Origin of the sequence: Nocardia sp. MH4 (assembly GCF_019266065.1) — a bacterium.
Taxonomy (GTDB): Bacteria; Actinomycetota; Actinomycetes; order Mycobacteriales; family Mycobacteriaceae; genus Nocardia; species Nocardia canadensis.
Genome location: NZ_LPNR01000110.1, coordinates 94458 through 106248, shown reverse-complemented (window position 1 = coordinate 106248; position 11791 = coordinate 94458). Strand labels below are relative to the sequence as shown.

Here is an 11791-nt window from a genome sequence, read left to right as displayed (position 1 = left end):
AGGTCAAGCCCGCCCGTCCACGGCGGCACGGCGTTCGGCGCGGGCCGCGAAACCGTCGCAGAGGGCGTCCAAGCCGAGGAACAGCAGGTCCTCGGAGGTCAGCTCGCTCACCCCGGCGCCGTTGAGCTCCGCCAGCGCGGGCGGCACGGGCGACGACGGCGTGCCGTCGAGGAGATCGCGCAGGCCGTTCGCGTCGTCGGTGGCGGTGCGTTTCTCGGTCAGCAGGGCACCGCCGACCACCGGCAGGCTGGCGCCGGAGATGTAATTCCAGACCGTGAAGGCCATGGTGGTGGCCTCGCGGGCCGAGACGTCGAGCGCGCGCAGGCCCTCGACCAGCCAGGCGAGGCTGGTCAGGCCCTGTGGGCCGAAGCTGTAGCGGGGGACGGCGAAGGTCAGCAGCACCCAGGGATGCTGCTGGTAGAGCTGCCAATCGATCTCGGCGGCGATGCGGACCCGGTCACGCCAGGTCCAGCCCTGGCCGGTCGGATCCGGGTAGGGATGGCGGGCCGCGATCTCGTCGGTCATGGCCGCGATCAGTTCGTCCTTGTTGGCCACGTGGCGATACAGCGACATGGTGCCGACGTCGAGCCGGTCGGCGATGCGGCGCATCGACACCGCGTCGAGTCCGTCGGCGTCGGCGAGGGTGATCGCGGCGTCGACGATCGCGGTGCGTGTGAGCTTCGCGTCAGTCATCCCATGACTCGCTTTCCGTTTTGCCTTTTGCTGCGTACACTGTACCCGTTCCCCGCGTACGGTGTACGCAAACCCCTGGAAGGATGTCGGAATGACGAAGCTGGGCCCGGCGGTGCCCACCGCAGTCGCCGGTGGACGCCGCGCATGGCTCGGGTTGGGCGTGCTGCTGCTGCCGGTGCTGCTGGTGTCGATGGACATCTCGGTGCTGTTCCTCGCCATGCCGACCCTCACCGCGGACCTGGATCCCAGTGCCTCCCAGCAACTCTGGATCCTCGACATCTACGGGTTCATGCTGGCCGGCCTGCTCATCACGATGGGCAACCTCGGCGACCGGATCGGCAGGCGCAACATCCTGCTCGTCGGCGCCACCATCTTCGGCCTCGCCTCGGTGCTCGCCGCGTTCGCGCCCAGCGCCCCGGTCCTGATCGCCGCGCGCGTACTGATGGGCATCGGCGGCGCGACCCTGCTGCCGTCGAGCCTCGCGCTGATCTCCAGCCTGTTCCCCGACGCCCGGCAACGGGCGACCGCGATCGGCGTCTGGACCGCGTTCTTCGCCGGCGGCTCGGCCGTGGGCCCGATCATCGGCGGCCTGCTGCTGCACCACTTCTGGTGGGGCTCGGTGTTCCTGATCAACATCCCGGTGCTGGCGATCCTGCTGGTGTTCGGGCCGATCCTGCTGCCCGAGCACCGCTCGACCGCGCTCGGCCCGCTCGATCTGCCCAGCGTCGTGCTCTCGATCGGCGGCATCCTGCCGGTGGTCTACGGGATCAAGCACCTCGCGGCCGAGGGCTTCGACCTCGCCTCGCTGGGGATCGCGGCGATCGGCGTGCTGGTGCTGGCGGCGTTCGTGCACCGGCAGCGTCAGCTGAGCGAGCCGCTGCTGGACCTGAGCCTGTTCACCCGACCGCTGTTCCGGGTCGCGATCGGCGCGAGCCTGGTCGGCATGATGTCGCTGGCCGCGATGAGCTACCTGACCAGCATCTACCTGCAGTCGGTGACCGGGCGTGACCCGCTGCAGGCGGCGCTGCTCGGTATCCCGATGGCGATCGCGGTGTTCGTGTTCTCGATGAGCGGAGCGCGGGTCGGGCGCGCGCTCGGCGTGCGGGCCACCTTCACCCTCGCGCTGGTGATGTCGGCCCTGGGCAATCTGATGCTGCTCGGCGTCGGTGTCGACGGTGGGCTGCCGTGGTACATCCTCGGATCGGTGATCGCCGGTATCGGCTACGGCATCTCGTTCACGCTGGTCTCGGATGTGGCGGTCTCGGCCGTGCCCGCCGAGCGGGCCGGGTCGGCGGTCGGCATCTCCGAGACCAGCTTCGAACTCGGCAACGCGCTCGGGCTGGCGCTGCTCGGCTCGGTGGCGGCGCTGGTCTTCCGGTCGGGCGGTGACTTCGGCGAGACCCTCGGGGAGACCGTCGCCGAGGCAAACGGCGACACCGGCCTGATCGACGCGGCGCGCGAGTCCTTCGTCAGCGGCATGCATGTCGCGACCGCGGGCGGCGCGCTGCTGCTGATCGCGATGGCGGCGCTGGCCTGGCGATCGGCGCGCAGCGCCCGCTGACCCACGACCGAGCGGCGGGGTGACCGGCGCCACTGTGCGCCCTCACCGGGCGGATGTCCAGATCCGTTGCATAGGATCGGCGGATGCGAAACGAGGGTGCGGCGGGCCTGGCGACATTGCTCGCCCTGGCCGATTCGCGCCTGCCCATCGGCGGGCATGTGCACTCCGGCGGTGTCGAGGAAGCGGTGGCGGCGGGGCTGGTGCGTGACACCGCCGGTGTCGAGCTGTATCTGCGCCGGCGGATCGCCACCTCGGGTCTGGTCGCCGCCTCGCTCGCGGCCGCCGTGTGCGGGGCGACGCTCACCCCGGAACGCGCCGAGCTCGAAGCCGATGCCAGGACGCCCTCGCCCGCCGCGCGGGCGGCCTCGCGCGCGCAGGGCCGTGGCCTGCTGCGGCTGGCCAAACAGCTGTGGCCGGAACAGCAGTGGGCCCGCGCCGGGGCACGGCCGCATCTGTCGACGGTGTTCGGGATGGTCGGCGCCGCCTGCGGCGCCAGCCCCGACCAGCTCGCGGGCGTCGTCGTCTACACCACGCTCACCGGCGCGGCCACCGCCGCGCAACGGCTGCTCGCCCTCGATCCCGCCGCCATCGCCGCGGGCACGATGCGGCTGGCCCCGCTGTGCGACCGGATCGCCGCCGAGGCGGTCACCGGCCTGGCCGCGCTGTCGGACCCACTGCAGGACGCGCTGGCCGAACGTCACCTGGATCGCGACATGCCGCTGTTCGCTTCGTAGCCGCCCGACATCCCCGTCCCCTCGAGAAGGAGTTCCCATGCCGCCCCATCTGATCGACGGCGAACCGCACGATCACAGCCACGACCGTCCCAAGCGGCACCGCACGCCGGGCGAGGCGCTGCGGATCGGCATCGGCGGCCCGGTCGGCTCCGGCAAGACCGCGCTGGTCGCGGCGCTGTGCAGGCAGCTGCGTGACGAGCTGTCCCTCGCCGTGCTGACCAACGACATCTACACCACCGAGGACGCCGACTTCCTGCGCCGCCACGCGGTCCTGCCCGACGAGCGGATCACCGCCGTGCAGACCGGCGGCTGCCCGCACACCGCCATCCGTGACGACATCACCGCCAACCTCGACGCCATCGACGACCTGGTCGCGGCCAACCCGCCGCTGGACCTGATCCTGGTCGAGTCCGGCGGTGACAACCTCACCGCGACATTCTCCTCGGGCCTGATCGACGTGCAGATCTTCGTCGTCGACGTGGCCGGTGGCGACAAGGTGCCGCGCAAGGGCGGCCCCGGTGTCACCTTCTCGGATCTGCTGGTGGTCAACAAGACCGACCTGGCGCCCCTGGTCGGCGCCGATCTGGGGGTCATGGAACGCGACGCGGCCAAGGTACGCGAGGGGCGTCCCACCGCGCTGGTATCGCTGACCGACGATCCCGCCGCCACCCCGGTGCTGGCGTGGGTGCGCGAGCAGCTGCGGGTGGCCGCCGAACAGGACGCGGCGACCGGCGTTGCGCACTGAGCTGAGCATCGTCGCCGCCCCGGGCAGGCTGCCGCGCATCGACGCGGTCGGCGGCCTGGCCGGGCGGTCCACCGGCGCCGACACCGTGCACCTGATCGGGACCGCGGCGACCCCGCTCGGTGGGGACGAGCTCGATATCCGCATCGTCGTGTTGCCGGGCGCGCGCTTGATCGTCCGGTCGGTGGCGGCGACGATCGCGCTGCCGAGTGCGCGGACACCGATGTCGGTGGGGCACTGGCACTTCGAGGTCGGCGCGGGCGCGGAACTGGATTTCGCTCCGGAACCGACGATCGTCGCCGGTGGCGCACAGCACCACACGGTGACGACCGTGCGGTTGGCCGCCGACGCGCGGCTGCGGCTTCGCGAGCGAGTGCAGCTCGGGCGCAGCGGTGAGGACGCCGGCCGGTGGCGTGGTGACCTGATCGCCGATCTCGACGATCTGCCGCTGCTGCGCCACCGCCTCGCCCTCGGTGCGGACACGGTCACCGACGACCGGCTCAGCGCCGCCCGTGCCCTCGACAGCGAACTGCGCTATCCGGACGATCGACCCGCCTGGTCCGGTGGTCTGGACGCGGTGCGGTTGCCGCTGGCCGCGGGCGGATCACTGGCGACCCGGACCGGCTCCCGCCTGCGCGCCGGCTCGCCGGACGAGGCGGCGCACGCGGTCACGGTCGGCTAGAACGACAGTGGGAGCCGGGGCGAACCCCGGCTCCCACTGCGGTACGAAGCGACGATCAGGCGCTGACCAGCGCCGCGTCGTCGGCGATCGACTCCGGCGCGGCCGCGCGCGGCGGCGCGAGGAACCCGCTCGCCGCGCCCACCGCCGCGCCGACACCGGCGCCGACCACCGTGAACGGCACCGACACCGCCATGTAGGCGGCCATCCCGCCGAGGATCGGGCCCGCGACCAGGCCGATCGGGACGAACGGGATACCGGCGACCAGACCGGCCACCGCGCCGCCCGTGCTCGCCACCATGGCGAACGGGGTGGCCACCATCGACCCGACCGCCGCGCCGCGGGCGGCCGAGCCCAGGGTCTCCGAGGCGATCCGGTCCGAGCGGCTGCGCTCGAGCCCGACCGAGTCGAGGAACGTCGCGAGATTGGCCTCGGTGTTGGCCGCGGCGTCGTTGATCTGGATCGACGTGTCGACCGGGACGAAGTCCGGCACCGGGACCAGCTGGTCACCGAAGCGGAACTGTCCCGGTGGCGGCAGGATCGGCGGCACCGGCGCGACCGCGGTCGGCGTGTGCAGCGTGCCCACCGGGGACAGGTAATCCGTCTCCGGGCCGGATCGCGACCACGCCAGCGAACTGCGCGTGTTCTCCGGCATCTGCTGGCCCACATAGGGGGTGGCGTTGGGTGCCACCGCGTCGAACTCCGGCCCGGCCGGATGCTCGGTCTGGGTCACCGCCGCCTGCGCGGGATCGGCGTTCGCGGTGCCCGTGCCGATCAGGGCCATGACCAGGGGTACCGCTCCTGCCGCGACGACCGAACCCACCTTCTGTCGCTGCGGGCTCGGCGCCCTGTGTTTCCCCGTCGCCATAGATCACCTTTCATCCGGGGGATTGGTCACACATATGACGTCCGGCATTCGGACCGGGACCGGACCCGGATGGGTCCGAAACGACGGCAACCCGGAATACGGCGAAGGCCGGGTGGTTCGGGGAACCACCCGGCCTCGCGGTACACGGCGCCTAGCCGACTTCGCGCTGTTGACGCGCCTTGCTGTTGTTACCGGGCGGGGCACCCAGCGCCGCCGCCAGCTCGTCGGCGTCGGCCTGATCGGACTGGACCTCCTCGATCGCCAGCCGGGCGAAGACCCACTGCTCGGTGGCGGCCATCTGACCGCGATTGCGGCCGAGGAAGGAGACGAACCAGCCGATCACGGTGACGATCCGGCTGCGATATCCGACCAGGTAGTACAGGTGCAGCGCCAGCCAGGCCAGCCAGGCCAGGAAGCCGCTGAACTCGATCTTGCCGATCTGGCAGACGGCGTCGAACCGCGAGATCGTCGCCATCGAGCCCTTGTTGAAGTACTTGAACGGCGCGCGCTGCTCGGGGGTCTGGCCCTTGAGACCGGCCTTGATGGCCTTGGCCGCGTAGGTGGAACCCTGGATCGCGCCCTGCGCCTGACCCGGCACGCCGGGCACCGACATGAGGTCGCCGACCACGAAGATGTTCGGGTGACCCTTGACCGTGAGGTCCGGTTCCACGATGACGCGCCCGGCCCGGTCGACCTCGGTGCCCTCGGAGCGCTCGGCGATCATCTTGCCCAGCGGGCTGGCCTGCACACCGGCCGACCACACCTTGCAGGCGGATTCGATCCGGCGGGTGCCGCCGTCGGCGTCCTTGACGACGACGCCGTGCGCGTCGACATCGGTCACCATGGCGTTGAGCTGGATCTCCACGCCCATCTTCTCGAGCCGCTTGGCGGCCTTGGCGCCCAGCTTGGGGCCCATCGGGCCGAGCACCGCGCCCGCCCCCTCGAGCAGGATGACGCGCGCGTCACGAGGGTCGATGGTGCGGAAGGTGCCGTCGAGTGTGCGGTCGGCCAGCTCGGCGATCTGACCGGCCAGCTCCACGCCGGTCGGACCGGCGCCGACGACGATGAAGGTGAGCAGCCGGTCGCGCTCCTCCTGCGTGGTCGCGAGTTCGGCCTGCTCGAAGGCGCCGAGGATGCGGGCGCGCAGTTCGAGGGCGTCGTCGATCGTCTTCATGCCGGGCGCGAAGGTGGCGAAGTGGTCGTTGCCGAAGTACGACTGCTGCGCGCCGGTGGCGACGATGAGGCTGTCGAACGGGGTGACGGTGTCGCGGTTGAGTAGTCGCGAGGTGACCGTGTTGTTGACCAGGTCGATGTCGTGGACATCGCCGAGCAACACCTGCGCGTTCTTCTGCTTGCGCAGCACCAGCCGGGTGGCGGGCGCGATCTCGCCGGTCGAGAGGATGCCGGTGGCCACCTGGTACAGCAGCGGCTGGAACAGGTGCGTGGAGGTCTTGGAGATCAGGGTGATGTCGACATCTGCCTTGCGCAGGTGCCTGGTGCCGAACAAGCCGCCGAACCCGGAACCGATCACCACCACACGGTGTCGCTGGTTCCCGACAGACTGAGTGCTCATCGTCCTGCTCCTCGACAGACTGGGGTGGGCCCCGCAACGGTGGTGACAGGGTTAACCGTAGTCGGCTCCGGAGGCAGCGTCGCCACGAGATCCCGGTTCCGATCCTGCTGTGGTGCGTTCTCTCACCGGGAACCGCGGACCGCGGTGAGCGACACCGTGGCACGCGGACCGGTCGACAAGATCGAGAATACGGGACGGGAAAGGTCAGCGACCGGCAAGCAGGAGCTCGGCGACCTTGGTGTCGGTCTCGGAACCCTCGGTGTATCCGCCGTCGCTGCCGAGGGCGTTCATGATGGCCAGGGTGTAGCGCTCGCCGTCACCGGCGACGCCGACCGAGTTGACCACCCAGCCGTCGGCCTCGGCCGACCAGCCGTTCTTCAGGCCGGGCCGCATCCGCGAGCCGGCGCCCCAGACACCCCAGTGCTGGTTGGAGTCGACCGAGCGCATCCGGTCCAGCAGGTAGGCGAGGTCGTCGGGGTGCATCGTGTCGAGGATGGTGTTCATCAGCCGGTCCAGGTCGGCGGCGGTGCACTTCTGGAACGACCAGTCGGGGAACATCGCGGAGGCGGTCGGCTGCGGGATCAGGCTGACCATGCCGTACGCGCGAAACGCGTTGTTGTAGGCCATCCGATCGATGCCGATGTACTTGTTCCACAGCACGTCGGCGGCGTGATCGTTGGAGGTGGCCAGCATCGACTCCATGTTGGCGCGGTCCTCAGGAGACAGTCCGATGGCGCCGACCCTGGCCCGGTTGAGCAGGTCGGCGGCGATGGCCAGCTTGATCGTCGAGGCGGTCCACACCTGGTTCTCGGCGTGCTCGTTGGCGTAGATGCCACCGGTGCGGCGATCGCGCAGCACGTACCCGGTGACGCCGGGGCGCCCGGCTAGATAGGCGTTCACCCGCGCGATCCGCGAACTCATATCGCTGTCGAAGCCGGGCTGCGACACCTGGGTGAGCGCAGGCGGCACGGCGTGGGCCGAAGGGACCAGCACGGGGACGCCCGGAGTGAGGACGGCCGCGGCGGCGAGGAGACAGGCGGTTGCTGCGACCCGGGGAACGACGCGGGTGGCGGGGGAACGGTCACGCACGAGGGACCACACTCGCACACCTGACGCCGTTGTGCACTACTTGAGGTGCGCACCCGAGTGTGTTACAGCGTCGTTGCGCCGCACCGGTTTTCCGCTCAGTGATGCGCGGCGTGCGGGGTAGCGATGGTACAGCCGTTGAGCCGGTGGCAGTGCTCGAACGCTTCGCCGTGCTGATTCAGCGGCCAGGAGTGCAGCACCTGATCCGGCCCGTAGCGCCGGGAGTTGATCAGCTCCCAGCGGTCGCCCACACGGCGGACGATGAAACCGCCACCGGGAACCAGGGGAATCACCTGCGCGATCATGAACCGGACCAGCCTTTCGCCTGCGGCCGAACTGTCCCACCCGAAGGGCAACGATCCCACGGTGGGTAACCAGGGTGGCGCAGGCACGGCCGGGACGCGTTGCGGTGTGGTCTATTTCACTCGCCCTGCGCGGTGGTCCCGGCGGGGCCGCACGATTGCGGGTCGGTCGCTGGGCGTATAAACAACGGATGCCGTTGCACCTCCATCGCGCCGAACGCGCCGACGCGCTGGCCGACGGACTGGGGCGGGTGCTCGCCGACGCGCCGGTCGATCCGTTCACCACCGAGGTGGTCGCGGTCCCGGCGAAGGGGGTGGAGCGCTGGCTGGCGCAGCGGCTCTCGGGCGTGCTCGGCGTGGCGGGCGCCGGTGACGGCGTGGCCGCCAATATCGCGTTTCCCGCGCCGACGGCGCTGGTGGCCGAGGTGCTGGCCGCCGCGAGCGGGGTCGCGCCCGCCGACGATCCGTGGGCGGGCCAGCGCTTGGTGTGGACCCTGCTGGGCGTGCTCGACGAGGTCGTCGAGCAGCCGTGGGCGGCCGTGCTGGCGCGCCACCTCGGGCTGCCCGGCGCGGGGCATCGGGTGGGCAGGCGCTACGCCACCGCCGCGCACCTGGCGGTGCTGTTCGACTCCTACGCCGCGCAGCGACCGCAGCTGATCCTCGACTGGGCCCGCGGCGCCGACACCGACGGCGCGGGCGGTCCGGTCCCCGAGGACCTCGCCTGGCAGCCGCTGTTGTGGCGGGCACTGCGCGCGGCCGTCGGCTCGCCGAGCCCGGCCGAACGGCTCGCCGCGGCGTGCGCGCGGCTGCGGGCCGCACCGGACTCGGTCGACCTGCCCGCGCGCTTGTCCCTGTTCGGCCTCACCCGGCTGCCCGCCGATCAGCTCGCGGTGCTCGTCGCGCTGGCTGAGCACCGCGACGTCCACCTCTGGCTGGCCCATCCGAGCCCCGCGATGTGGACGGCGTTGTCGGCGGCCGACCCTGTCACACGGCTCCACGGGGAGGTGGACGCGCCGGTGGTGACGCGCTCGGCCGACCACACCGCCGACCTCGTCCGGCACCCGCTCCTGGCCGGCCTGGCCAGGGACGTGCGGGAACTCCAGCGGCGGCTGAACCCGTTGCTGCACAGCACGATCCACCTCCCCGGCACCCGAGCGGACGCCACGCTGCTCGGCATCGTCCAGGCGGCGATCCGCGACGACCAGGTCCCCGGGCCGGGCGCGGCGGCCGACGGCAGCGTCGAGCTGCACGCCTGCCACGGCCCCGCCCGCCAGGTCGAGGTGCTGCGCGACCTGCTGCTGACGACCTTCGCCGCCGACCCCGACCTGCAACCGCGCGACGTGCTGATCATGTGCCCCGACGTGGAGGCCTACGCGCCGCTGGTCCGCGCGGCCTTCGGTCACCGCGGCACCGGCGCCGTCGATCTGCCCGTCGAGGGCGAGCACCCGGCCCACCAGCTGCGCGTGCGGCTCGCCGACCGTGGGCGGGCGGTCACCAACCCGATGCTCGCGGTGGTCATCGAGCTGCTCGAGCTCGCCGACGGTCGCGTCACGGTGACGCAGGTGCTGGACCTGGCGGCGAGCGAGACCGTGCGCAGGCGCTGCGGTTTCGACGACGACGACATCGAGCGGCTGCGCGAATGGGCCGCCGAGTCCGGCGCCCGCTGGGGGATCGGGCAGCGTCAGCGCGAGGCGTTCGGCCTGGCCGACTTCGCGCAGAACACTCTCAACGCCGCGGTCGACCGGATCCTGCTCGGCGTCACCGCCGACGAATCCGGCGACGACTGGCTGGACCTGGCCCTGCCGCTCGACGACGTCGACTCCAACGATGTCGACCTGGCGGGGCGCTTCGCCGAGTTCGTCGACCGGCTCGCCGTCTGCCTGCGCGATCTGCGCGGCCCGCGACCGGCCGCCGAGTGGACGGCGGTGCTGCTGCGCGCGGTCGACCTGCTCACCGATGTGCCCGACGCGCACTCCTGGATCCGGACCGAGGCGCGTCGCGAGATCGTCGCCGCCACCGAGCACGCGGGCCGGACGCCGCTGCGCCTGGCCGATGTCGCGGTGCTGCTGACCGGTCGCCTCGCGGGCGGACCCGGACGGGCGAATTTCCGCACCGGCGAACTCACGGTGTGCACGCTGGTCCCGATGCGGTCGGTGCCGCACCGGGTGGTGATTCTGCTCGGCCTCGACGACGACGTCTTCCCGCGGACGGGCTCCGTCGACGGCGACGACCTGCTGGCCCGCGACCCGCTCGTCGGCGAACGCGATGCCCGCAGCGAGGACCGCCAGCTGCTGCTCGACGCGATCATGGCGGCGGGCGAACGGCTGCTGATCCTGCACACCGGCGCCGACCCGGTGACCGGCGCCGCGCGCCCGCCGGCGGTCCCGGTGGCCGAGCTGCTCGACGTCCTCGCCGCCCACGTCGGTCCGGACGCGATGGCCGCGGTGCACGTCCGCCATCCCCTCCAGGCCTTCGATCGGCGCAATTTCGCTCCCGAGCGGCCGCGCAGCTTCGACACCGTCGCGCTGGCGGGCGCCCGTGCGGCCGCCCGGCCCGCGCGGCCGCGCCCGCCGTTGCTGACCGATCCGCTGCCGCCGGTCCCGCAGGGGGATGTGGCACTGGCGGAGCTGATCGCCTTCGCCGAGCATCCGGTGCGCGCGTTCCTGTGGCAGCGCCTCGGACTGCGGGTGCCCGAGGAAGCCGAGGACATCGCCGACCAGCTGCCCATCGAACTCGACGGCCTGGCGAAATGGGATCTGGGCGAACGGATGCTGTCGGCGCGGCTCACCGGCGCCGATCCCGCCGGGCTGCGTGCCGCGGAATGGCGGCGCGGCACGTTGCCGCCCTTCGCTTTCGGCGGCGCGGTCCTCGACGAGGTGGAGGGCACCGTCGACACGCTCGTGCGCACCGCCCAGCCCGACTACGAAGCGAGTCCGCGCGCGGTCGATATCGCCGTCGACCTCGGCGGCGGCCGCACCCTGGCCGGCACCGTGCCCGAGGTCCGCGGCGAGACGCTGGTGCGCACCACCTACTCCCGGCTGGCCCCGAAACATCGCCTGGCCGCCTGGGTTTCGCTGCTGGCGCTCGCCGCGACCGAGGATCGGTCGTGGCGGGCGATCAGCACCGGGCGCGGTCAGTTCCGCAGCAGGCCGGTCGCCCGGTCGGTGATCGTGGCGCCCGAGGCGCCCGCCGCGCTGGCGGTGCTCCGCGAGCTGGTCCGGCTGCGCGACGAAGGGCTGTGCGAGCCGCTACCAGTCGCACCGGTCGCCACCGCCGCCTACGCCGAACGCCGCTTCCGGGGCGACAGCGTCGCCGACGCCTTGCTCGCCGCCGAACACGCCTTCGACGGCGGCCCCAACGGTCCCGACAAGTTCGGTGACCACACCGACCGCTATCTGCGTTATGTGTGGGGCCGGGCCCCGCGCTTCGACCGTTTCGCCGCCGCTCCCGCCCCGGCGGGCGAACCGGAGAGCACCCGGTTCGGGGCGATCGCGCGGCGCTGGTGGGCGCCGCTGCTGGCGGCGGAGAGTCAGGGGCAGCCGTGACGGGGACG

The 11791-nt window shown here is 72.0% G+C and carries 10 protein-coding genes; 5 read left to right on the top strand and 5 right to left on the bottom strand.

Annotation, left to right across the window (positions count from 1 at the left end; all coding sequences use genetic code 11):
* Positions 1-3 precede the first annotated feature (3 nt).
* The gene (locus tag ATM97_RS21170; RefSeq protein ID WP_218719772.1) at positions 4-693 is read right to left on the bottom strand and encodes a TetR/AcrR family transcriptional regulator; all 690 of its coding nucleotides are present in this window, start codon (positions 691-693) and stop codon (positions 4-6) included.
* A gap of 91 nt (positions 694-784) precedes the next feature.
* Between ATM97_RS21170 and ATM97_RS21165 the strand changes: the two genes are divergently transcribed.
* The 4 genes from ATM97_RS21165 (at position 785) to ATM97_RS21150 (ending at position 4412) form a co-directional block, all read left to right on the top strand.
* The gene (locus tag ATM97_RS21165) at positions 785-2254 is read left to right on the top strand and encodes an MFS transporter (RefSeq protein WP_218719771.1); all 1470 of its coding nucleotides are present in this window, start codon (positions 785-787) and stop codon (positions 2252-2254) included.
* An 83-nt stretch (positions 2255-2337) separates the two neighbouring features.
* Positions 2338-2988, top strand: a complete 651-nt coding sequence (locus ATM97_RS21160) for an urease accessory protein UreF (RefSeq protein WP_218719770.1) — start codon at positions 2338-2340, stop codon at positions 2986-2988.
* Positions 2989-3025: 37 nt separating this feature from the next.
* Positions 3026-3733 carry an urease accessory protein UreG gene (gene ureG, locus ATM97_RS21155; RefSeq protein WP_218719769.1) on the top strand — a complete coding sequence of 236 codons (708 nt, stop codon included), beginning with the start codon at positions 3026-3028 and terminating at the stop codon, positions 3731-3733.
* On the top strand, positions 3723-4412 hold the full coding sequence (locus ATM97_RS21150; RefSeq protein WP_218719768.1) for an urease accessory protein UreD: 690 nt from the start codon (positions 3723-3725) through the stop codon (positions 4410-4412). Before ureG ends, ATM97_RS21150 begins: the two co-directional genes overlap by 11 nt.
* 55 nt (positions 4413-4467) lie before the next feature.
* Here ATM97_RS21150 and ATM97_RS21145 read toward each other — a convergent pair whose 3' ends face one another.
* The 4 genes from ATM97_RS21145 to ATM97_RS21130 all read right to left on the bottom strand — a co-directional run bounded on the left by ATM97_RS21145 (position 4468) and on the right by ATM97_RS21130 (position 8301).
* A complete protein-coding gene (locus ATM97_RS21145; RefSeq protein WP_255588146.1) occupies positions 4468-5277 on the bottom strand; it encodes a hypothetical protein in 810 nt (269 codons plus the stop codon).
* 151 nt (positions 5278-5428) lie between these two features.
* Positions 5429-6850: an NAD(P)/FAD-dependent oxidoreductase gene (locus ATM97_RS21140; RefSeq protein WP_218719767.1), complete on the bottom strand. Its 1422-nt coding sequence runs from the start codon at positions 6848-6850 to the stop codon at positions 5429-5431.
* A 204-nt stretch (positions 6851-7054) separates the two neighbouring features.
* Entirely contained in the window at positions 7055-7951 is an 897-nt protein-coding gene (locus ATM97_RS21135; RefSeq protein WP_218719766.1) for a tat pathway signal sequence, read from the bottom strand.
* A gap of 83 nt (positions 7952-8034) precedes the next feature.
* Positions 8035-8301 carry a hypothetical protein gene (locus ATM97_RS21130; RefSeq protein WP_308248566.1) on the bottom strand — a complete coding sequence of 89 codons (267 nt, stop codon included), beginning with the start codon at positions 8299-8301 and terminating at the stop codon, positions 8035-8037.
* 128 nt (positions 8302-8429) lie between these two features.
* On the opposite strand from ATM97_RS21130, the gene recC reads away from it, so the two are divergent.
* A complete protein-coding gene (recC, locus tag ATM97_RS21125) occupies positions 8430-11783 on the top strand; it encodes an exodeoxyribonuclease V subunit gamma (RefSeq protein ID WP_218719765.1) in 3354 nt (1117 codons plus the stop codon).
* Positions 11784-11791: the final 8 nt, after the last annotated feature.